The sequence below is a fragment of the Kitasatospora sp. MAA4 genome (genome assembly GCF_029893355.1).
In the GTDB taxonomy this organism is placed as follows: Bacteria; Actinomycetota; Actinomycetes; order Streptomycetales; family Streptomycetaceae; genus Kitasatospora.
On sequence record NZ_JARZAI010000008.1, the window covers coordinates 171,142 to 194,188 of the forward strand.

General features: G+C 71.6%; 17 protein-coding genes and 1 pseudogene. 9 read left to right on the forward strand and 9 right to left on the reverse strand.

Annotated elements, in window-relative coordinates:
- Nucleotides 1-89 precede the first annotated feature (89 nt).
- On the forward strand, nucleotides 90-890 hold the full coding sequence (locus tag P3T37_RS13525) for an IclR family transcriptional regulator (protein WP_280723821.1): 801 nt from the start codon (nucleotides 90-92) through the stop codon (nucleotides 888-890).
- Here P3T37_RS13525 and P3T37_RS13530 read toward each other — a convergent pair.
- Both P3T37_RS13530 and P3T37_RS13535 read right to left on the reverse strand, forming a co-directional pair.
- Complete coding sequence (locus P3T37_RS13530) at nucleotides 866-2,374, reverse strand: amino acid permease (protein WP_280723822.1); 1,509 nt, start codon at nucleotides 2,372-2,374, stop codon at nucleotides 866-868. The genes P3T37_RS13525 and P3T37_RS13530 overlap by 25 nt on opposite strands.
- 46 nt (nucleotides 2,375-2,420) lie before the next feature.
- Nucleotides 2,421-3,917, reverse strand: a complete 1,497-nt coding sequence (locus tag P3T37_RS13535; RefSeq protein WP_280723823.1) for an aldehyde dehydrogenase family protein — start codon at nucleotides 3,915-3,917, stop codon at nucleotides 2,421-2,423.
- A gap of 221 nt (nucleotides 3,918-4,138) precedes the next feature.
- On the opposite strand from P3T37_RS13535, the gene P3T37_RS13540 reads away from it, so the two are divergent.
- Nucleotides 4,139-6,580, forward strand: coding sequence for an FAD-dependent oxidoreductase (locus P3T37_RS13540; protein WP_348533238.1), 2,442 nt, complete (start codon nucleotides 4,139-4,141; stop codon nucleotides 6,578-6,580).
- 16 nt (nucleotides 6,581-6,596) lie between these two features.
- Entirely contained in the window at nucleotides 6,597-7,712 is a 1,116-nt protein-coding gene (locus P3T37_RS13545) for an aromatic ring-hydroxylating dioxygenase subunit alpha (protein WP_280723825.1), read from the forward strand.
- Here P3T37_RS13545 and P3T37_RS13550 read toward each other — a convergent pair.
- Genes P3T37_RS13550 through P3T37_RS13565 form a run of 4 tightly spaced genes read right to left on the reverse strand, consistent with a single transcriptional unit; the run spans nucleotide 7,709 to nucleotide 12,705 of the window.
- Nucleotides 7,709-8,317: a sarcosine oxidase subunit gamma family protein gene (locus P3T37_RS13550; protein WP_280723826.1), complete on the reverse strand. Its 609-nt coding sequence runs from the start codon at nucleotides 8,315-8,317 to the stop codon at nucleotides 7,709-7,711. The genes P3T37_RS13545 and P3T37_RS13550 overlap by 4 nt on opposite strands.
- A complete protein-coding gene (locus P3T37_RS13555) occupies nucleotides 8,307-11,153 on the reverse strand; it encodes a sarcosine oxidase subunit alpha family protein (RefSeq protein WP_280723827.1) in 2,847 nt (948 codons plus the stop codon). The genes P3T37_RS13550 and P3T37_RS13555 overlap by 11 nt, the downstream gene beginning before the upstream one ends.
- Nucleotides 11,150-11,443: a sarcosine oxidase subunit delta gene (locus P3T37_RS13560; protein ID WP_280723829.1), complete on the reverse strand. Its 294-nt coding sequence runs from the start codon at nucleotides 11,441-11,443 to the stop codon at nucleotides 11,150-11,152. Before P3T37_RS13560 ends, P3T37_RS13555 begins: the two co-directional genes overlap by 4 nt.
- A 29-nt stretch (nucleotides 11,444-11,472) precedes the next feature.
- Nucleotides 11,473-12,705: a sarcosine oxidase subunit beta family protein gene (locus P3T37_RS13565; RefSeq protein WP_280723830.1), complete on the reverse strand. Its 1,233-nt coding sequence runs from the start codon at nucleotides 12,703-12,705 to the stop codon at nucleotides 11,473-11,475.
- 148 nt (nucleotides 12,706-12,853) lie between these two features.
- Here P3T37_RS13565 and betA point away from each other — a divergent pair, with 148 nt between their 5' ends.
- Nucleotides 12,854-14,506 carry a choline dehydrogenase gene (betA, locus tag P3T37_RS13570; RefSeq protein ID WP_280723831.1) on the forward strand — a complete coding sequence of 551 codons (1,653 nt, stop codon included), beginning with the start codon at nucleotides 12,854-12,856 and terminating at the stop codon, nucleotides 14,504-14,506.
- A gap of 7 nt (nucleotides 14,507-14,513) precedes the next feature.
- On the opposite strand, the gene P3T37_RS13575 is transcribed toward betA, so the two are convergent.
- On the reverse strand, nucleotides 14,514-15,131 hold the full coding sequence (locus P3T37_RS13575; protein WP_280723832.1) for a PadR family transcriptional regulator: 618 nt from the start codon (nucleotides 15,129-15,131) through the stop codon (nucleotides 14,514-14,516).
- A gap of 109 nt (nucleotides 15,132-15,240) precedes the next feature.
- Between P3T37_RS13575 and P3T37_RS13580 the strand changes: the two genes are divergently transcribed.
- The gene (locus P3T37_RS13580) at nucleotides 15,241-16,437 is read left to right on the forward strand and encodes an FAD-dependent monooxygenase (protein ID WP_280723833.1); all 1,197 of its coding nucleotides are present in this window, start codon (nucleotides 15,241-15,243) and stop codon (nucleotides 16,435-16,437) included.
- Nucleotides 16,438-16,452: 15 nt separating this feature from the next.
- Here P3T37_RS13580 and P3T37_RS13585 read toward each other — a convergent pair whose 3' ends face one another.
- Nucleotides 16,453-18,231: a lipase family protein gene (locus P3T37_RS13585; protein WP_280723834.1), complete on the reverse strand. Its 1,779-nt coding sequence runs from the start codon at nucleotides 18,229-18,231 to the stop codon at nucleotides 16,453-16,455.
- 284 nt (nucleotides 18,232-18,515) lie between these two features.
- Here P3T37_RS13585 and P3T37_RS13590 point away from each other — a divergent pair, with 284 nt between their 5' ends.
- Nucleotides 18,516-19,505 carry a hypothetical protein gene (locus P3T37_RS13590; protein WP_280723835.1) on the forward strand — a complete coding sequence of 330 codons (990 nt, stop codon included), beginning with the start codon at nucleotides 18,516-18,518 and terminating at the stop codon, nucleotides 19,503-19,505.
- 12 nt (nucleotides 19,506-19,517) lie between these two features.
- Here the strand turns inward: P3T37_RS13590 and P3T37_RS13595 are convergent, their stop codons facing one another.
- Entirely contained in the window at nucleotides 19,518-20,288 is a 771-nt protein-coding gene (locus P3T37_RS13595; RefSeq protein ID WP_280723836.1) for an SAM-dependent methyltransferase, read from the reverse strand.
- A 243-nt stretch (nucleotides 20,289-20,531) separates the two neighbouring features.
- On the opposite strand from P3T37_RS13595, the gene P3T37_RS13600 reads away from it, so the two are divergent.
- The 3 genes and pseudogenes from P3T37_RS13600 (at nucleotide 20,532) to P3T37_RS13610 (ending at nucleotide 22,943) form a co-directional block, all read left to right on the forward strand.
- Nucleotides 20,532-21,290: a TIGR00266 family protein gene (locus tag P3T37_RS13600; RefSeq protein WP_280723837.1), complete on the forward strand. Its 759-nt coding sequence runs from the start codon at nucleotides 20,532-20,534 to the stop codon at nucleotides 21,288-21,290.
- A gap of 546 nt (nucleotides 21,291-21,836) precedes the next feature.
- A pseudogene (locus P3T37_RS13605) lies at nucleotides 21,837-22,145 on the forward strand (transglycosylase family protein); the annotation flags it as partial.
- Nucleotides 22,146-22,400: 255 nt separating this feature from the next.
- On the forward strand, nucleotides 22,401-22,943 hold the full coding sequence (locus tag P3T37_RS13610; RefSeq protein ID WP_280723838.1) for an SRPBCC family protein: 543 nt from the start codon (nucleotides 22,401-22,403) through the stop codon (nucleotides 22,941-22,943).
- Nucleotides 22,944-23,047: the final 104 nt, after the last annotated feature.

Consider the following 23,047-nt stretch of genomic DNA (forward strand, 5'->3'; position numbering starts at 1 on the left):
CCCGTGTATCGTATGACGCAACAGAGTTCGTCATTCGCAACATGGTTTCGACCCTCCCGGGCCTTGTCAAGAGGGCATACTGTTGCGTTATGAGCAACAGTCAGACGGAATCCCCGGTTCAGTCCGTTGACCGGGCGGTGACCATCCTGGAGATCCTGGCTCGCCGGGGGGAGACGGGCGTCACCGAGATCGCAGCGGAGCTGGGGGTGCACAAGTCGACGGCGTTCCGCCTCGCCGCCGCCCTGGAGATGCGCGGACTCGTCGAGCAGTCGGGCGAGCGCGGGAAGTACCGCCTGGGCCTGGGCCTGATCCGGCTCGCCGGCGCCGCGACGGTCCGGATGGACCTGTCCCAGCAGAGCCGGCCGATCTGCGAGCGGCTGGCCGTCGAGGTCGCGGAGACGATCAACCTGGCGATCCTGGACGGTGACGCGGCCGTCAACATCGACCAGGTCTTCGGCCCGTCCGCTCTCACCACGCACAACTGGATCGGTCAGCGGACGGCCCTGCACGCCACCTCCAGCGGGAAGGTGCTGCTGGCCCACCTGCCCGGCGATCTGCTGACGAGCAGGCTGGCCGCGCCGCTGGAGCGGTTCACGCCGCGCACGCTGACCGACTGCGATGCCCTGGTGCAGCAGTTGGAGCAGGTCCGTACGCAGGGCTTCGCCTTCTGCGTCGAGGAGTTGGAGCCGGGGCTGAACGCGGTCGCGGCCCCGGTCCTCGCGCAGAACGGTCAGGTGGTGGCCGCCATCAGCGCCTCGGGCCCCTCCTTCCGGCTGACCGAGGACCGGATCCCGCAGGTGGCCGCCGCGGTGCGCTCCGCGGCCGAGCAGGTATCGGCCCGGCTCGGCTACCTCCGCCCGGATGCTCAGGAGTCGGTGACTCGGCGGTAGCGCAGGTAGAGCAGGCCGCCGATCGCCGCGATCGCCGCGGTGAACACCAGGGCGCCCCACTGGTAGTACCAGTGGTCGTTGCCGTAGACGGCGGCTCGCGGCCACGCCAGGTTGACGGTCATGGCCGCGCCGTAGAGCACGGCCACGATGTTCACCGCGAGCCCCCAGCGGCCCATGCCGAAGTACGGGCCGTGGTCCGCCCGCGGCCACCGGCCTCGCAGGCGCTGTATCAGCATCGGGGCGGTGACCAGCAGGTAGGGGATGTAGAAGAGCAGGATGGCGACCGAGGTGAGGATGTAGAAGACCCGCTGGTTGCCGATGTTGACGAGCAGCAGGGCGATGGTCAGCACACCGGTGATGACGGCGGGCAGCACCGGGGTGCCGGACCTGGGGGAGACCCTGGCGATCGAGGCGCCGAAGGGAAGGCGTCCGTCGCGGGCCATCGAGAAGAGCAGCCGGATGGCGGCCGTCTGCACGGCGAGGCAGCAGACCGTGATGGCGATCGCCGAGCAGACCAGGAAGACGTCGCCGAGGCCGGTGCCGAGCGTGCTCTTGATCAGGTAGGGCATGCCGAGCGTGCCGAGTTCCTGCGCCTTGATGTTCCCGACCGCCATCATGCCGACGAGCATGAGCAGTCCGCCCGCGAGGAAGGCGGCGGTGAGCGCGCGCAGGATGGCTCGGGGAGCGTGCCGGCGCGGTTCCCTGGTCTCCTCGGCCAGCGACCCGGCGGTGTCGAAGCCGTAGAAGACGTACGCGCTCATGATCGAGGCCACCAGGAAGGCTCCGAGGTAGCCCCAGGAGTGGCCGGCCCCGGTGCCCTGGGTCTGTAGGACGACCTGCGGGCCGCGCTTGATGTGCACGGCCAGCATGATGATGAGCAGCGTGACGCCGATCAGTTCGACCGCGACGCCGAAGTTGTTGATCTTCGCCATCAGCCGGACGCCGATGATGTTGACGATCGTGGTGAAGACGATCAGGCCCAGGGCGAGCAGGATCGCGTTCTTGGCACCGTTGGGCGTCGTGGTCTGCCCGGCGTCGCCGGAGCCGCCGACGATCTCGAAGGCCAGTGAGACCTGCGGCAGGATGATCTGGTAGGCGACCGCCACGGCGGCCGCGGTGACGACCGCCCCCACGGTCATGATCCAGCCGGACATCCAGGAGACCGCCGGCCGCGCTATCTGCTTGGACCACTGGTAGACCGAGCCGGCCAGCGGGAACTGGCCCGCCATCTCGGCGAAGCAGAGGGCCACCGCCCCCTGGCCGATGAAGACCAGCGGCCAGGTCCAGATGAAGGCCGGGCCGCCGGAGGCGAATCCGAAGCCGAAGAGCTGGAAGACACCGGTCATGATCGAGATGTAGCTGAAGCCGGCGGCGAAGCTGGAGAAGGAGCCGAGCGAACGCTCCAGCTCCTGTCGGTAGCCGAAGCGGGCGAGGTCGGCGGTGTCGTCGCCGGGCGGGGGAGCGGTACTGGTTCTGCTGGACATTCCCGGATTGCTCAAGGTCGCTCCAGAGGCGGGGGAGTGGGGGAGGTCAGCCGGCGAACCAGTGCTGGGCGGCGGGGCTGACGGTGCGCCAGATGTGCTTGGTCTCCTGGTACTCGCGCAGCCCGGACGGGCCGAGTTCGCGGCCGGTTCCGGACTGCTTGAACCCGCCCCATTCGGCCTGCGGCACGTACGGGTGGTAGTCGTTGATCCAGACGGTGCCGAGGCGCAGCCGGGTCGCCACTCGCTCGCCGCGTTCGGCGTCCTGTGTCCACACCGCGCCGGCCAGACCGTACGGGGTGTCGTTGGCCAGGGCCACCACCTCGTCCTCCTGGTCGAAGAGTTCGACGGTGAGGACGGGTCCGAACACCTCCTCGCGCACCACCGTCATGCCGGCGTGGCAGCCGTCGAGCACGGTGGGTCGCAGGAAGAAGCCCGCCTGCAACTCGGGCTCGGAGGGCCGGCCGCCGCCGGCGCGGAGCACCGCGCCCTCGGCGAGAGCGCCCGCGAGCAGGCGCTCGACCTTCTCCCGGTGTTCCGCGGAGACCAGCGGACCGGTCTCGACGCCCTTCTCCAGCCCGCTGCCGAGCCGGATGAGCTCGGCGCGGCGGGCCAACTCGGCGGTGAACTCGGCATGCAGGCTTCGGTGCAGCAGCAGTCGTGAGCCGGCGGAGCAGACCTGGCCGGAGTGCAGGAAGGCGGCGGTGAGTGCGAAGTCGACCGCGGCGTCCAGGTCGGCGTCGGCGAAGATGATGTTGGGGTTCTTGCCGCCGAGTTCCAGCGCGACCTTCTTGACGGTGTCGGCCGCCGCCCGCATCACCGAGCGGCCGGTGGCGAGACCGCCGGTGAAGGAGACCAGGTCGACCTCGGGGTGCTCGGCCAGCGCGGCACCGATGGCACCGCCGCCCAGGACCAGGTTTGCTGTGCCGCTGGGCGCGCCGGCCTGCTCCAACTTCCGCTGGAGCAGTCGGAAGAGGCGGATCGTGGTGAGCGGGGTGACCTCACTGGGCTTGGCCACCACGGTGTTTCCGGCCGCCAGGGCCGGGGCGATCTTCCAACAGATCTGCAGCAGCGGGTAGTTCCACGGCGTGATCAGCGCGCAGACGCCCACCGGTTCGTGCACCACGCGGCTGACCGCGTCGGGCCGTCCGGTGTCGACCGTGCGGCTCGGGTCGGCCGCCGACAGCGCCGCGTAGTAGCGGAGAACGGCCGTGGCGTCGTCGACGTCGGCGCGGCTCTCCGACAGGGTCTTGCCCGTGTCGAGCGTTTCCAGCACGGCCAGTTCCTCGCGCTGCTCCTGGAGCGCGTCGGCGGTGGCCGTCAGGACGCCCGCGCGGCGGGCGGCCGGGGCGTGCGCCCAGGAGCCCTCGTCGAAGGCAGCCCGGGCGGCGCGAACGGCCCGGCCCACGTCGGCGGCTGACGCTTCGGCGACCAACGCCAGCGTGGACGCGTCGAAGGGATTGACGACGGCTCGCTGCCGGCCGTCCTCGGCCGCCGTCCAGGTGCCGTCGATCAGCAGACAGGCAGGGTCACTCGTCAGGGGCACAGGCTGCCGCCTCTCGATGAGTTGCGCGATACGAGACGTCTGTCTTCATGCGCAACTTGTGCGGCGAGTATGAAAGGGCCTCAAATCCATGTCAAGGGGGCGGTTCCAGCAGGGCTGGGGGCGGGCTCTTGACAGCGTGCAGGGCGAGGTCGAGTCTGTTTCTCATCGCGCAGTTGGATGCGCCATATGCAACTCCCCGACTCCCCGAGGGGATGGATGCTTTGACAGCCCAACCGAAGGTCGTGATCGTCGGTGCCGGGATCGTCGGCTGCGCGCTGAGCGACGAACTCACCGCACGCGGCTGGACCGACGTCACCGTGCTGGAGCAGGGCCCCCTCTTCGCCACCGGCGGGTCGAGTTCGCACGCACCGGGTCTGGTGTTCCAGACCAACTCCTCCAAGACCATGACCGAGTTCGCCTCCTACACCGTCCGCAAGTACGCGGAGCTGACCCTCGACGGCCAGTGGTGCTTCCGCCAGGTCGGCGGGCTGGAGGTGGCCACCACCGCGCAGCGGCTCGCCGAGCTGAGCCGCAAGCACGGGCTGGCCGCCTCCTGGGGGGTGGCGGGCACGCTGCTCGACCCCGAGCAGTGCGCGGCCCTGCACCCGCTGCTCGACCCGGACCGGATCCTCGGCGGCTTCCACGTGCCCACCGACGGCCTGGCCAGGGCCGTCCGCGCGGGCGAGGCGCAGGCCCGGCGGGCGATCGAGCGCGGTGCCCGCTTCCTGCCCCACCACACCGTCACCGGGATCGAGTCGGCGGGCGGCAGGGTCACCGCCGTCGCCACCGACCGGGGCAGCTTCCCGGCCGACGTGGTCGTCTCCTGCGCCGGGTTCTGGGGGCCGAGGATCGGCCGGATGGCCGGGCTCACCGTCCCGTTGGTCCCGCTGGCCCACCAGTACGCCAGGACCACCCCGGTCCCCGCGCTGGCCGGCCACAACTCCGAGGCGCTGGAGGCCTCCAAGCCGATCCTGCGCCACCAGGACCGCGACCTCTACTACCGCGAGCACGGCGACCGGATCGGCATCGGCTCCTACGCCCACGGCCCGATGCCCGTCGACCTGGACGACCTCCCGGGCGGGCCCGGGATGCCGTCGATGCTGCCGTTCACCGCAGCGGACTTCGAGCAGGCCTGGGCCGACTCGCAGCAGCTCCTGCCCGCGCTCGCCCGGACCGAGGTGGAGGAGGGCTTCAACGGCATCTTCTCCTTCACCACCGACGGCTTCCCGCTGATGGGGCAGTCGCCGCAGCTGCGCGGCTTCTGGGTCGCCGAGGCCGTCTGGGTGACCCACTCGGCGGGCGTGGCCAGGGCGATGGCCGAGTGGCTGGTCGAGGGCACGCCGCGCACCGACGTGCACGAGTGCGACCTGAACCGCTTCGAGGCGGTGCAGCTCGCCCCCTCCTACGTGCACCGGCGCGGCTGCCAGAACTTCGTCGAGGTCTACGACATCATCCACCCCCTGCAACCCATGGCTGAGCCGCGCCCGCTGCGGGTCAGCCCCTTCCACGCCCGCCAGCGCGAACTCGGCGCCTACTTCCTGGAGGCGGCCGGCTGGGAGCGGCCGCACTGGTACGAGGCCAACGCCGCTCTGGCCGAGGTGGCTTCGATCCCCGGACGGGGTGCGTGGGCCTCGCGCTACTGGTCGCCGATCGCGGGCGCCGAGGCGCTGGCCACCCGCGAGCGCGTGGCGATGTACGACATGACCCCGCTCAAGCGGCTGGAGGTCACCGGTCCCGGTTCGCTCGCGTTCCTCCAGTACCTGACCACCAACCAGCTCGACAAGCCGGTCGGGTCCGTCACCTACACCCTGCTGCTGGACGAGACCGGTGGCGTCCGCAGCGACCTGACGGCGGCCCGGCTCGGCGAAGAGCGCTTCCAGCTCGGCGCCAACGGCAATCTCGACCTCGACTGGCTCACCCGCCACCTGCCCGACGACGGTTCGGTCCAGGTCCGCGACACGACCGCCGGCACCTGCTGCATCGGCCTCTGGGGCCCACGCGCCCGCGACCTTCTCCAACCGCTCACCGACGCGGACGTCTCGCACAGGGGCTTCGGCTACTTCAAGGCGAAGCCGGCCTACGTCGGCAACGTGCCGGTCACCGCGATGCGGCTGTCCTACGTCGGCGAACTCGGCTGGGAGCTGTACACCACCGCCGACTGCGGCCCCAAGCTGTGGGACACCCTCTGGACCGCCGGGCAGCCGCTCGGCGTCCTCGCCGCCGGCCGCAGCGCCTTCAACAGCCTGCGCCTGGAGAAGGGTTACCGCTCCTGGGGCACCGACCTGACCGCGGAACACAACCCCTTCGAGGCGGGACTCGGCTTCGCCGTCCGGATGGACAAGGGTGACTTCCTGGGCCGGCAGGCGCTGCTCGGCGTCGACGAGCAGACGGTGTCGCGCCGACTGGTCTGCCTGCTTCTCGACGATCCGCAGGCCGTGGTCATGGGCAGGGAGCCGGTGTACGTCGACGGTGTCCCCGCCGGGTACGTCACCAGCGCCGCCTACGGGTACAGCATCGGCGCCTCCCTCGCCTACGCCTGGCTGCCCCGGGCCGCCGCCGGCCCCGGCACCCGGGTGAGCGTGGAGTACTTCGGCGAGCGGCTGCCCGCGACCGTCACCGAGGAGCCGCTGTTCGACCCGAAGATGGCCCGCATCCGCCGCTGACGAAAGGCGCAGCATCATGACGAGCGAACTCCCGCCGAGCCTGCTCCCCACCCTCCCCGGCTCCTCCTACACCGACCCGCAGATCTTCGCGCGGGAACAGGAGCGGATCTTCGAGCAGATGTGGTTCTGCGCCGTGCGGGCGGACGACCTCGAGCGGCCGGGCAGCTTCCGGACCGTGCAGGTCGGCCGGGAGAGCGTGCTGGTGACCCGGTCCCGGGACGACAGCGTCAAGGCGTTCCTCAACATCTGCCGCCACCGCGGCGCGCGACTGTGCACCCAGGAGGCCGGCGAGGTCAAGCGGGCCTTCCAATGCCCGTACCACGCCTGGACCTACGGCCTGGACGGCAAGCTGGTCGCCGCGCCGCACCTGACCGGCATGCCGGACGTGGACCGCACCACCTACGGCCTGCTGCCGGTGCACGTGCGCGAGTGGCTCGGCTACGTGTGGGTCTGCCTGGCCGAGGAACCGCCCTCCTTCGAGACGGACATCATCGGCGCGGCGACCGAGCGGCTCGGTGATCCGTCCGCCATCGACCGCTACCAGGTCGACGGACTCTCGGTCGGCCGCCGGATTCGCTACGAGGTGCGCGCCAACTGGAAGTTGATCGTCGAGAACTTCATGGAGTGCTACCACTGCGCGACCATCCACCCCGAACTGACCGAGGTGCTACCGGAGTTCGCCGGCGGCTACGCCGCGCAGTCCTACGTCGGACACGGCGCGGAGTTCGCCGGCGAGGTCCAGGGATTCACCGTCGACGGCAGCGCGGGCGCGGACCGGATCCCGACCGTCTCCGACGAGCAGGACCGCAGGTACTTCGCGATCACGATGAAGCCGCAGGTCTTCGTCAACCTGGTGCCCGACCACGTCATCGTGCACCGGATGTACCCGCTGGCCGCCGACCACACCGTGGTGGAGTGCGACTGGCTCTTCCTCAAGGACGTGGTGGAAGCAGGCCGCGACGTCTCCCGCTCGGTGGAGCTCTTCCACCGCGTCAACGTGCAGGACTTCGACGCCTGCGAGCGCTGCCAGCCCGCCATGGACTCGCGCGCCTACCGGACCGGCGGCGTGCTGGTGCCGAGCGAGCACCACATCGGGGCGTTCCACCAGTGGGTCACCGATCGGCTGCGCTAGAGCAGGACCATCGCGTCGAGCAGCCAGTCCGCCAGGTACTGCGCGAAGGAGCCGCGGACCAGCAGCCGGTAGGTCGGCTCCGCGTCGACCTGGTGGAGGATCACGCCGACCTTCGACAGCAGGGTCTGCGCGCAGCGGCCCGGCCCGAAGGAGCGCGGGTGCAGGTCCAGGGCGCAGCCCTTCTCCAGGACCTGGCGGGCTGCGGGGCCGGCCAGTTCGAGCGTGGTGCGGTTGGCGGAGACGTCCACCAGCGACCCGGGTTCGTCCCCCAGCGCCGCGCGCAGCAGGTCCGCCGTGGCGGGCGCGGAGCCGTCCGGGCCGATCAGCAGCCACTCCTGCGGGCCCAGCCAGAGCACCCGCAGGTCGCCCGCCTCAACGGCGGTGTTCGGGGTGGTCGGCAGCGGCTCGCCCAGGGCCGAGGCGATCCGATCAAATGCGGCCGAGCCGTGCTGGTGCAGCTGGAGGTCGAGCTGCGCCAGGAACGGCACTTCGCGCAGCCGCACACTGCGCCTACCGGCGGCCGAGTGCTCGGCGAGGACATCGGTGAGGTGCCCGATCGGGCTGCGCCGCAAGGCGTGCAAGGTGGGCAGGTTCTCAGCCGTCACGGCGGGTTCCCTTCGGGTCGTACAGCACGGTGTCGGTGATGGTGGCGGCGATCATGCCGCCGTCGGCCAGCGGCGCGTACACCGTCTCGCCCAGCCGCTCCCGCCCGCCGGCCACCAGCGCCAGGGCGAAGGTGCGGCCGAGCGCCGCGCTGCGGTAGCTGGAGGTGACGTGTCCCAGAGCCTTTGTGGGAACGGCGACTTCGGCATCCGCCACGAGTTGCGCGCCTTCCGGCAGCAGCACGGCGGGGTCCACCGGCAGCAGGCCGACCAGCTGCCTGCGGTCGGTGCGCGCGGTGTCCGCGCGGGCGAAGGAGCGCTTGCCGATGAAGTCCTTGTGTCGGGAGACGACCCACTCCATGCCCAGATCGTGCGGGGTGACCGTGCCGTCGGTGTCCTGGCCGACGATGGGGTAGCCCTTCTCGGCGCGCAGGACGTGCATGGTCTCGGTGCCGTACGGGGTGATGCCCAGGTGCTCGCCGGCCCGGATCACCGACTCCCAGGTGGCCAGGCCGTACCAGCTCGCGACGTTGATCTCGAAGGCCAGTTCACCGGAGAAGGAGATCCGGCAGATCCGTGCCGACACGCCGTTGGCCAGCAAGATCTGACGGGCCGTCATAAACGGGAAGGCGTCGTTCGACACGTCCAGCTCCGGGGCGAGGGCGGTGAGCACCTCGCGTGATCGGGGGCCGACCACCGCGACCGTGGCCCACTGCTCGGTCACCGAGGTGAAACGCACGCGCAGTTCGGGCCATTCGGTCTGCAGCCACTCCTCCAGCCAGTCGAGGACGCCTGCGGCGTTCCCGGTCGTGGTGGTCATGACGTAGTGGTCCTGGGCCAGGCGCAGGGTCACGCCGTCGTCGAAGACCATGCCGTCGGCGCGGCACATCACGCCGTACCGCGCGGAGTTGACGGCCAACTTGGCGAAGGCGTTGGTGTAGACCCGGTTCAGGAACTCGCCGGCGTCGGGGCCGATCACGTCGATCTTGCCGAGGGTGGTCGCGTCCATCACGCCGACGCCCTCGCGGGCCGCGCCGCACTCGCGCAGGACGGCCGCCTCCATCGACTCCCCGGGCCGCGGGTAGTACCGGGGCCGCTTCCACTGGCCGACGTTCTCGAAGACGGCGCCGTGCCGGACGTGCCACGGGTGGATCGCGGTGGTGCGCACCGGGTCGAAGAGGGCGCCGCGTTCGCGTCCGGCGAGCAGCGCGAAGGTCAGCGGAACGTACGGGCCGCGGAAGGTGGTGGTGCCGACCTCGCCCGGCGAGCGGGCGCCGAGCAGCCGGGCGATGACCCCGGTGGCGCTCACCCCGGAGGCCTTGCCCTGGTCGTGCGCGGTCCCGATGGTCGTGTACCGCTTGATGTGCTCGACCGAGCGCATCCCGGCCCGGATCGCGCGCTGCACGTCGGCGACCGTCGCGTCACGCTGGAGGTCGACGAAGTGCTCGCTCCAGTCGGACGGTTCGCCGCTCTCGCCGGGCACCACCCACACCGGTCGCGGCCGGGCGGGCCGGCCGTCACCGGAGGTGGGCGGCGTGGGGGGCACGGCGACCGGGAAGCCGGCCAGTGCGGCCGCCCGGGCCCCGGCGGCGAACCCGTCGTCCAGGCACCCGGCCAGGTCGAGGACGCCGCGCGAGGCGCCGACGCTGTCGACGTTCTGCGCCGCCTCGTCGGGGACGAACGCGGCCAGTGCCTCGTCGTAGCGCAGGCTGCCCTGGGACTGGCTCCACAGCTGAACGGCCGGGCTCCAGCCCCCCGAGACGGCGAGCAGGTCGCACGCCACCTCGCGGACCGGGCCGCTGATCGTATCGGCGGCATCGAGCGCGGCGATCCGCACCGCCTGCACGCGCGCCCCGCCCCGGGCGGCGACCACGGCCGATCCGGCGATGACCTCGATCCCGGCGCGGCGCGCGGAGTCCACCAGCTCGGCCGGCGGCCGGGGCCGGGTGTCGACCAGCGCCGCCACCTGCGCGCCGGCCGAGACCAGGTCGAGCGCGACGGCGTAGGCGTGGTCGTTGGTGGTCAGCAGGACGCAGCGGCGGCCGGGGAGCACGGCGTACCGGTTCAGGTACGCGCGCACGGCGGCGGCGGACATCACGCCCGGCAGGTCGTTTCCGGCGAAGACCATCGGCCGCTCGTGCGAGCCGGTTGCCAGCACCACCCGCCGGGCCCGGATGTGCCACAGCGTCTGTCGGACAGGCCCTGGGCGGCCGGTGCGGTCCTCGGCGACGAGCAGGTAGTTGTGGTCGTAGTAGCCGGTCGCCGTCGACCTGGTGAGGATCCGGGTGTCGGCCTGCGCGGTCAGCTCCGCACGGACGTCCGCCACCCAGTCGAGCGCCGGACGGCCGTCGATCTCCTCCCGCCCGGCGAGCAGGGACCCGCCGAGCTCCGGCTGGTCGTCGACCAGGACGACCCGGGCGCCGGAGCGTGCGGCGGCGAGGGCGGCGGCCAGGCCGGCCGGGCCACCGCCGACGATCAGGACCTCGGTGTGGACGTGCATCTTGTCGTAGACGCCTTCGTCCAGGGCCGGGTCGAGGCGGCCGCGGCCGCGCAGGCTGGTCGCCGAGAGGCCCTCGTACAGCTCGACCGTCGTCGCGAGCCGCATCGGCTCCGCACCGGGCCCCTCGATCTGGACCAGGGCGTTGGGCTCCTCGACCCCGGCCGTGGCGATGCCGCGCGGCCGTCCGCGATAGAGGCTCGGGGCGGTGTGCAGCACGTCGTTGGCGAGCAGGGCGGAGGCGAGGGTGTCGCCGCGCAGTCCGGTGTACTGCACGCCGTCGAAGGTGAAGCGCAGCGGAGCGGAGCGGTCGACGCGCCCGCCGTCGGAAAGGCGGTTCAAGGGATCACCGGCTTCGGCTGGCCGGCCGCCACCGGGCGATTGCTCTGCACGGCCAGGATCTGGTGGGTGACGGTGTGTCGGATCAGGTTGAACCAGCGCCGGCATCCGGCGGCGTGCGACCAGCGTTCCGCGAAGAGGCCCTTCGGGTTGTCGCGGACGAAGAGGTACTCGGCCCACTCGCTGTCGGTCAGCCCCTCGGGGTTCGCCGGGTAGCCGACATGGGCCTGGCCGCCGTAGTGGAACTCGAGCTCCTCTCGTTCGCCGCACCACGGACAGGCGATCAGCAGCATTCCGAACTCCTAGTGGTTCCTGGCGACTTCTAGTGCGCGACGGCGGCGGCGCCGTGCTCGTCGATGAGCGCGCCGGTGGTGAACCGCTCCAGCCCGAAGGGCGCGGCCAGCGGGTGCGGCTCGCCGGTGGCGATGGTGTGCGCGTACACCCACCCGGAGGCGGGCGTCGCCTTGAAGCCGCCGGTGCCCCACCCGCAGTTGAGGTAGAGGTTCCCGATCGGCGTCGGGCCGATGATCGGTGAGGCGTCGGGGGTGACGTCGACGATGCCGCCCCAGGTCCGCAGCACGTGCGCCCGGGCGAAGATCGGGAACAGTTCGAGGGCGGCGGCCATCTGGTGCTCGATCATGTGGAACGATCCGCGCTGCCCGTAGCCGTTGTAGGAGTCCACGCCCGCGCCCATCACCAGCTCGCCCTTGTGTGCCTGACTCACGTACACGTGCACGTGGTTGGACATCACGACGGTCGGGTGCACGGGTTCCAGCAGCTCGGAGACGAGGGCCTGCAAGGGGTGGCTCTGCACGGGGAGCCGCAGTCCGGCCAGGTCGGCGAGGACGCTGCTGTGCCCGGCGGCGGCCAGCGCGACCCTCCCCGCGCTGATCGGCCCCCGGTTGGTCCGCACGCCGGTCACGCGGTCGCCGTCGCGCAGGAATCCGGTGACCTCGCAGCCCTGGATCAGGTCGACGCCGTACTCGTCCGCCCGGCGCGCCAGTGCCCAGGCGACGTGGTCGTGCTTGGCGATGCCGGCCCGCGGTTGCAGGGTCGCGCCGAGCACCGGATAGCGCAGGTCGGGAGAGGTGTTGACGATCGGGCAGAACGCACGGACCTGGTCGGTGTCCAGCCACTCGGCGTCGACCCCGCCGAGCCGGTTGGCGTTCACCCGGCGGGTGCCCTCGCGGACGTCCTGAAGGGTGTGGGCCAGGTTGAGCACGCCGCGCTGGCTGAACAGGAAGTCGTACTCCAACTCCTGGGGCAGCACCTCCCAGAGCTTCAGCGCGTGCTCGTAGAGCGCCGCGCTCTCCTCGCACAGGTAGTTCGACCGGATGATGGTGGTGTTCCGGGCCATGTTGCCGCCGGCCAGCCAACCGCGTTCGAGGACGGCGACGTTGGTGATGCCGTGGTTGCGGGCCAAGTAGTAGGCGGTGGCCAGCCCGTGGCCTCCTGCGCCGACGATGATCACATCGTAGGAGCGCTTGGGGTCGGGGGTGCGCCACAACCAGTCGGGGTGTTCGGGCAACTGGTGGGCCGGCAACTGGTGGGACATCGCGGACTACCTCCTCAATGCTGTTTCAGACTACGCACGGTGTTGCGTAAAGCACAACAGTGCGACAAGCTGAACTCGCCACCCCGCCAGACTCGCAGAATCGGCGTCACCTCCCGACAGCGATCCCCCATGGCAGGACAGGACACCCATGACCTTGCAGCAGTACGACTTCATCATCGTCGGCGGAGGTTCGGCCGGCTGTGCGCTCGCGGCCCGGCTCAGCGCCGACCCCGCCCACCGCGTGCTGGTGCTGGAGGCGGGCCGGCCCGACTACCCGTGGGACGTCTTCATCCACATGCCGGCCGCCCTGACCTTCCCGATCGGCAGCCGCTTCTACGACTGGAAGTACGAGTCCGAGCCGGAACCGTTCATGAACGGGCGGAAGATCTACCACGCCCGGGGCAAGGTGCTCGGCGGCTCCAGCAGCATCAACGGGATGATCTTCCAGCGCGGCAACCCGCTCGACTACGAGCGCTGGGCCGCCGACCCGGGCATGAAGGACTGGGACTACGCCCACTGCCTGCCCTACTTCAAGCGGATGGAGAACTGCCTCGCCGATCGTGAGGGCACCTTCCGCGGAGATCAGGGCCCCCTCGTTCTGGAGCGCGGACCGGTCACCAATCCGCTGTTCGCGGCGTTCTTCGAGGCGGTCCAGCAGGCCGGCTACCCGCTGACCGACGACGTCAACGGCTACCGCCAGGAGGGCTTCGCCGCCTTCGACCGCAACCTGCACCGCGGTCGCCGCCTCAGCGCCGCCCGCGCCTACCTGCACCCGGTCAAGGACCGCCCCAACCTCGCGGTGCGGACCCGGGCGCTGGTCAGCCGCGTGCTGTTCGAGGGCAGGCGCGCGGTCGGCGTGGAGTACAGTCAGGGCGGCACGACGCATCGGGTGAGCGGTGGCAGGGTGATCCTGTCCGGCGGTGCGATCAACTCCCCGCAGCTGCTCCAGCTTTCGGGGGTGGGCAACGCCGCGGAGCTGGGCGCGCTGGGCATCCGGACCGTCCAGCACCTGCCCGGCGTCGGCGAGAACCTCCAGGACCACCTGGAGGTGTACGTGCAGCACGCGTGCAGGCAGCCGGTGTCGATGCAGCCGGCCATGAAGATGTGGCGGCGGCCCCTCATCGGTGCCCAGTGGCTCTTCCTGCGCAAGGGCCCCGGAGCGACCAACCACTTCGAGGGCGGCGGCTTCGTCCGCAGCAACGAGGAGGTCGCCTATCCCAACCTCATGTTCCACTTCCTGCCCCTCGCGGTGCGCTACGACGGCTCCGCGCCGGCGGGCGGGCACGGGTACCAGGTGCACATCGGACCCATGTACTCCGACGCCCGCGGCTCGGTGAAGATCAGGTCGAGGGATCCGCGCGAGCACCCCGCACTGAGGTTCAACTACCTCTCGACCGACCAGGATCGGCGGGAGTGGGTGGAGGCGATCCGGGTCACTCGGAAGATCCTCGGCCAGGACGCCTTCGCTGGGTTCAGCGACGGCGAGATCTCGCCCGGACCGGGCGTGGAGACCGACGAGCAGATCCTGGAGTGGGTGGCCAAGGACGGCGAGACCGCGCTGCACCCGTCCTGCACCGCCCGGATGGGCACCGACGAGATGTCGGTGCTCGACCCGACCACCATGGCGGTGCACGGACTTGAGGGCCTGCACGTGGTCGACGCGTCCGCGATGCCGTACGTGACCAACGGCAACATCTACGCCCCCGTGATGATGCTCGCCGAGAAGGCCGCCGACCTCCTGCTGGGCAACACTCCTCCGGAGCCCGACACTGCCGAGTTCTACCGCCACCACCAGGTCTGACGAAACGTCAGACCGCCTGTGCCTCACTGGCGGTGGCGACGGCGAGCAGTTCTTCGGCGCTCCAGGCGAGCGCGCCCGAGCGGAGGTCGGCGATGACCGACTCCAGCCAGCCGGCCTCGGCCCTGGCGACGGCGAGGCTGTACTCGGTCTCCAGCAGGGCGACCCGGGGGACGCCGAACTCGGCGGTCGCGGCCAGCCCGCGCTCCAGGGCGGTCAGGGTGTCGCGGACCGAGGCGAGGCGGGCGGCGAGGGCCTCCTCGATCTCGGCCGGGGCGAGCAGCATCAGGTTGGAGAGGGCCACCGGAAACTCCGGGAACTCCTGCTTGGGCGTGCGGAGCATGTCCAGCAGCCAGCTGCGGGTGGTCTCCCGGCCCGCCTCGGTGAGCTCGTAGACGGTCCGCTCCGGGTACTGCTGGTCGCGCTCGGTCTCGCGGACGGTGATCAGGCCCGCCGTGAGCAGCCGGTCGATGGCGCGGTACAGGCCGGTGCGCTGGCCGACGTTCACCACCTGATCCTTTCCCCACTGCTTGAGCAGCCGCTGCATGCCGTACGGGTGCAGCGGCTTGAAGTGCAGCAACGACAGGACGGTCAGGCCCAGGGGGGAGCTCTTCACGGCGGTACTCATGCGCTGATGCTACCCGCGACGGAACTAGTTGCACTGAAACTAGATTCAGTGCAACTATGGAGCGGTCGGCAGAGAGTCTGCTGCGATCGAGATCAGGAGGCAGACCGCCATGGCAACGAGGATCAAGAACGCGCTGGTCATCGGCGGCGGAGTCGCCGGACCCGTCACCGCGATGGCCCTCCAGCAGGCGGGCATCGAGGCCACCGTCCACGAGGCGTACACGCACACCGCCACCGGCGTCGGCGCCGGGCTCGGGCTCGCGCCGAACGGGCTGGCCGCGCTGGACGTGATCGGCGCCGGCGACCTGGTGCGCCGGCTCGGCGACCCGATGGACGCCATCGTGCTGCAGAGCTGGAACGGCCGGCGGCTCGCCGAGTTCGGCAGCCCCGGCCGGCTGGAGCCGACCAGGCTGGTGATGCGCAGCGACCTGTACCAGGCGCTGTACGGCGAAGCCGTCCGGCGGGGCATCCGGATCGAGCACGGCAAGCGGCTGACCGGCGTGACGAGGACCGCGGACGGCGTGACGGCGCAGTTCGCCGACGGCTCCACCGCCACCGGCGAGCTGCTGATCGGCGCCGACGGGATCCGCTCCACCGTGCGCGGCCTGATCGACCCGGCCGCCCCGCAGCCGCGGTACGCCGGCCTTCAGGGCTTCGGCTCGATGACCGCGCAGGCCGGCCTGGTGCCGGACACCGGCGGCAAGATGTACATGACCTTCGGCAAGCGGGCCTTCTTCGGCCTCCAGGTGATCAACGGCAACGCCGTCTGGTTCGTCAACCTGCCGTGGGCCGAGCCGCTCACCCAGGCCGAGGCCTCGGCACGCGGTGCCGAGGGGTGGTTGAAGGAGCTGGAGGTCGCGTGCGCGGGCGACCGAACCCCGGCCGCCGAACTGATCCGCCGCACCGACCCCGCCCAGCTGATGATCACCGGTCCGATGGAGAGCATGCCGGTGATGCCGCACTGGAGCAGGGACCGGATGGTGCTGGTCGGGGACTCCGTGCACGCGCCCTCGTCCAGCTCCGGCCAGGGGGCGTCGCTGGCCATCGAGAGCGCGGTCGAACTGGCGCGCTGCCTACGCGATCTGCCGCTGCGTCAGGCGCTGGCGCAGTACGAGGCGCTGCGCCGCCCGCGGGTCGAGCGGATCATCAGGGCGGCCGAGCGGACCAACGGCAACAAGGCCGCCGGCCCGGTCGCGCGGGTGCTCCGGGACGCGCTGATGCCCCTCGGGATGAAGCTGATCAGCCCGGAGAAGATGGCCTGGCAGTTCGAGCACCGGATCGACTGGTCGGCCCCGGCAGCAGCCTGAAGATCCGTTGTCGGGCTACCAGTTGGAGTCCGGAGTGACCGGGAGCGGCTCGGCGCAGGAGCTCGGCGCGGGCCGGCCGGCCACCCGGTCGGCCAGCCAGGCGATCGCGGCCGGACCGGACTGGACCGAGCCGTCGTGGGACACCCCGGGCATCCAGTCGGTGGTGACCGCCGTCCCCGCCGCGCAGTAGCGCCGGACCAGCCCGGCGGTGTACTTGGGCAGGATCAGCGGGTCACTCAGCCCCTGCGCGAGGAAGACCGGGACGCCGGGAGTCATCGACGAGACCCGGTTCTCCGCGAACGCCTGCTGCCAGGCGGGATCCGACAGCGGCGGGTGCGCGAAGAACGTGCCCAGCATGTTCAGTTCGACCAGTCGGGGCAGCAGCAGCCACGGCTCGCTGTCGCAGACGGCCTGCGAGGTCTCCGGCAGGCGCAGTCGTGCGGCGTCGGTCAGCACCGCGCTCGGCGCGGTGGCCGGGTACGCCTGGGCGTAGCTGCGAACCACCATCGAGCCGACCCACCAGGAGCCCAACGAGTCCGCCGGCTGGTCCTGGAGCAGCCGGCCCACGTTGGCCGCGGGGGCGGAGGCGGCGACCCCGGCCAGGTGCAGTTCGGGTGTGTAGGCGGCGGCGAGCTGGGCCGCTGCGAGGGCGACGCCTCCGCCCTGGGACGCGCCGAAGACCGTCAGCTGGTCGCCGGCGCCGGTGCCGGGCATGGACCGGGCGGCGCGGGCGATGTTCAGCGCGTCGCGGGCCTGGTCGGCGAGGACGAAGTAGGCCTCGCTGCCGTCGGGGCCCGCGGTACCGCCCGCTCCGGCGTAGTCCGAGGCGGCGACCACCCAGCCCCGGTCGAGGGCGTGGTTGATCCAGGTCATGCTCTGCAACGGGAGGTCGCGGCGCGAGGGTGCGCACTGCGGGTCGAGGCCGACGGTGCCGTGCGTCCAGTCCAGGATCGGCCGCCCCTGCGCGCTGCCCTGGACGGGTGTCCACACCATGCCGGAGGAGACGGTGGGCCGGCCGTTCCTGTCCTGCGACCAGTAGAGCACTCGCCGTCCGCTGCCGTGGGCGGATGCCGCCTCGACGGGTTCGGTGCGGATCACCGCGCCCGGGGCGGCCGGCGCCGACCCGGCCGGTGGCCGGTAGAAGTCGGCGACGCTCTGCTGGCCCTGCCGGAAGTCGGAGGCGACCGTGACGGTGGCCGCGTACCCGCCGACCGCGACGATTAGCACCGCGACCTGCGCGGCCACCGCGGTCCGCCGGACCCAGCGCCGCGACGGCTTCCCGGCCCGCCCCACTCGCCCGAGCCGCACCCCGCGCACCACCAGCGAGAGGCCGGCGACCAGCAGGAACACCACCGAGCAGAGCGCGAGGTCGGTGCCCAGCCGGTACGGCAGCGTCAGCGTCACCACACCCGCGAACGCGAACCACAACGCCACCGGCAGCGACATCGCGACCGGATCGTCCCGGTCCGGACCCGCGAGGAGCTCGCAGAACGCGACCACGAGCCAGAACGCGCCCATCCACCACCACGAAACCGCGACGGGCATCGCCAGTCCCGCCAGCCCCAGCAGGCCCAGAGCACCGACTGCTCCGGCCTCCCACCTCCTCGGCGCGGACGCACCTGCACGCGCCTGCGCCCCGGCCGCCACCACCAGCATCGCCACCGCCATGACCGCGTGGTCGACCAGCAGCCACACCCCCAGCGGGCTGTACAGCAGTCCGGCCGCGCCCACCAGCAGCACACCCTGCACCCACCACAGCACCGGTGACAGCTCTTCCGGTTCGCGTCTCGTCACGAGACGAAGGCTAGGGTCGCGCGACCTCCAGCGCCCGGACGCGCGTAGAGGCAGCGCGCCAGGTTCGGCCGAACGGACGGCCGCGCAGTCCACCCCAAGGTGCTCGTCCCGGCCCTATTCTTCAGCCGATGACAGAAAACCAGCCCGCCACGCACAGCCCAGCGTGGGCCAGGCTCACCCCAGCAGGCGAAGTCGACCGACGAGTGGGGCTTTCGTGGCTTTCCGGACTCGGCTTCAACCGCGCGGCACCAGTTGAACTGCTCCACCAGCTCCTGGACGTCGGTGTGACCGACTTTCTACAGCGCGAAGACCTGCCGGACGGCGTCATGGACACCGCGGCCGGCCACCGCAGCCGCAGCGTCCGCGCCCGTACCGCGGAAATCGGCCGCCTCTCCCCAGCGCAATGGGAACGGCTTGTCGCCGCCTCGCCCGAGCCGGACCTGCGCCGGCAGCTGACGGAGCTCGCCGCGGAGCAACTGACAGCCCGGCGGCTGCGGCGCGGCGGCCGAGGCGTCGGGCGTGCACCCCACCCCGACGCCGCGCCGCCCGCGACGCCGGCCGAGATCGCGGCGATGGCCTGCGAGGTCCCCGACATCGATCCGCACGGCTCGACGACGGCCCTGTGGTGGATCGGCGCACTGCACGCGAACGCCGAGGCCATGCGCCAACTCGCGAGTTCCCCCAAGCTGCTGGTGCGCCGCAGCGTCGCCAGGGCACCGCGCCTGCCTGCGGACGTCGTGGAACTCCTCGCCCGCGACGAGGACCGCGTCGTGCGCCTCTTCCTGGCCGAGTCCTGCGAGGACGCCCCGCCCGGGCTGCTCCTCGAGGTCGCAGGATGGTGGGATGCGAGCTACTCGTTCCCCGGCCGACCGCGCAACCATCCCAACTTCCCCCGACAGGGCCTGCTGCGCTTCGCGGCGGACCCGAACCCGCGCCTGCGGGCCCTGGCGCTGGACGACCCGGCCTCCACCGCGGCCCTCGTCGAGCAGGCCGCCGACGATCCCCACGAGATCGTCCGCAGGTCCGCGGCCGAGGACCCTCGGCTCGCGCCCGGGGCCGCGGTCCGCTTGGCCACCGACCCTGACCGCGGGGTGCGTTGGCGTGCGGCGTCGAACCCGGCCATTCCCCCGGACGACTTGGTGGCGCTGCTGCTCGACCCGCGCAGCGCGGAGATCGCGGTCCGCAACCCTGTTGTCCCCGTCCCCGTCATGCACCGCATGGTCGAGGTCGCCGCGCCGTGGCTCGATGCTCCGCGCCGCCCGCCAGGGAGGTAGAGCTCGGCGGTCTCAGGCCTTGCGGCCGACGCCCGCGTACATCCAGCGGGTGCTCTGCTCGGTGGGGCCCTCGGGGCGCCAGAGCGGGACGAAGGTGACGCCCGGCTCCAGCAGCTCCCAGCCGTCGAAGAACGTCTGGACGTGCGCGCGGTCGCGCAGCCGGATGCCGGAGGTCGTCTTGTCCCAGGTCTTGGCGGCGGCCGCGGCGCGCTCGGGGTTGCCCTCGTGGGTGCTGTTCGAGAGGATCAGGTAACTCCCCGGTGCGACCCGGCTCCTGACCTTCTCCACCGCCTCGCGGGCCTCCTCGTCGCTGACGAAGTGCAGGACCGCGACGAGCAGCACGGCGACCGGCTGCGAGAGGTCGACCAGGGCGCGCAGTTCGGGCCGGTCGAGCAGCTCGTCCAGCTCGCGGACGTCCCCGGTCAGCACGGTGGTCGAGCGGTTGTCGGCGAGCAGCGCGCGGCCGTGGGTGAGCACGATCGGGTCGTTGTCGACGTAGACCACCCGGGAGTCCGGCGCGACCGACTGGGCCGCCTCGTGGACATTGCCCGGCGAGGGCAGGCCGGCGCCGATGTCGATGAACTGGCGGATGCCCTGCTGCGCGCACATCCGCACCGCGCGCTGGAGGAAGGCGCGGTTCTCGCGGGCAGCAGCCGGGATGTCCGCCGACACGCTGATCGCGTGCTCCGCGGCCGCACGGTCGGGCGGGAAGTTGTCCTTGCCGCCCAGCCAGTAGTCGTAGATGCGGGCGGGGTGCGGACGATCGGCCTGAAGGCCCGTCATGTCCCGTTCGTTCCCTGACTGCTGCACGTGCTTCCCCTTGTCGCCCGGCCACCGCACGGCGGTGGGGGGAAGCATAGCGGGAGCCTCGGACGACTGTGCGGACGGGTGGGCTCCGCAACCGACCCCCTCCGCCGCCCGGCGCCCGCAGGATGCACCCGCCCTGGTCGCCGTCGGGATCCAGCGATACCGTGCGCCCGGTGGGCGGCGTCGGACCGTCCGGGGTGTGTTGGGGAGGGGACCGAAATGCAGGCTGTGGTCAAGGGCAGCACGATGCCGGTGCTGGAGATCGAACTCGCGCCGGGGGAGGCGGTGATCTCCGCTCACGGTGAGCTCTCGTGGATGTCGGCGAACATGCAGATGTCGCAGACCACGAACGCCGGCGGCCCCGGTGGCGGCGGGTTCATGGGCGCGATCAAGCGCGCGGTCGGCGGCGGCGGGATCTTCCTGACGCAGTACCAGGCGCAGGGCGGGAACGGTCTGGTGGCCTTCGCGGCCAAGGTGCCCGGGCACATCGTCCCGGTGGACATCGCGCCGGGCCGCGGCGTCCTGGTGCACCGGCACGGCTGGGTCTGCGGCACCCCCGGGGTCAGCCCGACGGTCGCCCTGCAGCAGTCCTTCCGCGGCGGACTGTGGGGTGGCGAGGGCTTCGTGCTCCAGCGCCTCCAGGGGCAGGGCCGGGCCTGGATCGAACTGTCCGGCGAACTCACCCAGTACACCCTCGCGCCCGGCCAGACGATGCTGGTCCACCCCGGGCACGTGGGGATGTTCGACGAGCAGGTGCAGTTCACCATCACCCGGGTGCCGGGCATCGCCAACAAGATCTTCGGCGGCGACGGCTACCACCTGGTGGCGCTGACCGGCCCCGGCCAGATCTGGCTGCAGAGCATGCCGCTGTCGGGCCTGGCCCACGCGCTGGAGCCCTACCTGGCCCGCGACGCGGCCACGGCCGGCGCGGAGGGTGCGGGGCTCGGCTCGATCGTCGGCGGCATCCTGCGCAGCTGAGACCGTGTGGCGGGGGCCACTGGCGAATGGGGTGGCCGCTCGCACTGGGTTTCCCGACCGTTGACGGAGCGTGTCCGCGGGTCGGGATTTCGGTGTGGGCTGGGCCACTTCGGGCCAGGGACGGCGGACGCGGCGCCAAGGGGCGACCGGGCCGTGCGGGCGGGATCGGTGATCATTACGGGCGGTAACCCGCCGCTGAGCTGCGGGTTTGCCAAAATGCTTGTCACCGGCCCGGGGGTTGCCTAAGTTCGTTCCCAGTGCAGCGAGCACTGCTCGGGTTCACCTCGCCCCACGCACCGGTCATCCGGTGCTTCTCATGCGGCGGGTGACCAGGGGCGGCACGGAGCGTCCAAGGCGTGGCCGGTCGTCTGCTGGAGCGACATGCGGGATTTCGAGGCCCTTTTCCGGGGTCTGGTTCCGTGTGTCCGCCCGGGGATGTCGAGAGGATTTTGCATGACCTTCCGTACCGAGAACACCGCTGCCGCTGTCGCCGACAACTCCGTGAAGGCCGGGCGCAGCCGTGGTCGTCTGCGGATGGCGCTGATGGGTGGCGTCATTGTCGCCCTGCCGGTTGCGGGTCTCGTGACGGCGACTGCGGCCTCGGCCGCGTCGACTTCCACGTGGGAGAAGGTCGCGCAGTGTGAGAGCACGGGGAACTGGAGCATCGACTCGGGCAACGGGTTCTCCGGGGGCCTGCAGTTCACCCAGTCGACGTGGGCGGCGTTCGGTGGCACCGCGTTCGCGGACAAGGCCTCGCACGCCACCGAGGCGCAGCAGATCTCGGTCGCGGAGAAGGTGCTCGCCGCTCAGGGCCCCGGTGCCTGGCCGGTCTGCTCGGTCAAGGCCGGCCTGTCCTGACCCGCACCACCGTCATAGCCTGACCACGGCCCGGCCGTCCCCCACCATCACAGGGGACGGCCGGGCCGTCGGCATGTCCGGTCCGTGTCGCGGAGCAGCGCCGGCTCTACCGGCTGCGGTCCGAGCCGCTGCGCGAACTCGACGCCTGGCTCGCGCCGTACCGCGCCGGGTGGGGCGCCAGCCTCGACCGGCTCGAACGCCACCTCGACACCATGGACGACCCGACTTCCCCCCTGCACTCGGGAGGCCCGCATGACCGGCAGCAGTAAGAACGGGATCGGAGCGCTGGAACGGTCCGGCGACTGCTGGCGCCTGCGCTTCACCCGCGAACTCGACCACCCGCCCGAGAAGGTCTGGCAGGCGATCACCGAACACGAGCACCTGGCCGCCTGGTTCCCGCACCTGATCACCGGCGAGTGGACGCTCGGCGGAACCCTCGTCTTCGCCGACGCGGAGGGCCGCGGGCCCGACTTCCAGGGCGAGGTACTCGCCTACGTGCCGCCCTCGCTCCTGGAGTTCAGCTGGGGGCCGGACGTGATCCGGCTGGAGGTGTCCGCACGGGCGGGCGGCTGCACGCTCGTCCTGCTGGACACCCTCGACGAGCTGGGCAAGGCCGCCCGCGACGGCGCCGGCTGGCACGAGTGCCTCGACCTGCTCGCCGTCCACCTGGACGGCACCGGCCCGTCGTGGAGCCCGGGCCAGCGGTGGAGCGCGATCCACCCCGGCTACGTCGCCTCCTTCGGCCCCGAGGCCTCCACCATCGGGCCGCCGCCCGGCTGGGAGCCGAAGCCCTGACCCGCGTTGGCGTGTGGCGGGGACCACTGGTGGGTGGGGTTGCCCCTCGCACTGAGGTCCCCGACCGCGGACGGAGCGTGTCGGCGGGCCGGGATTTCGGTGTG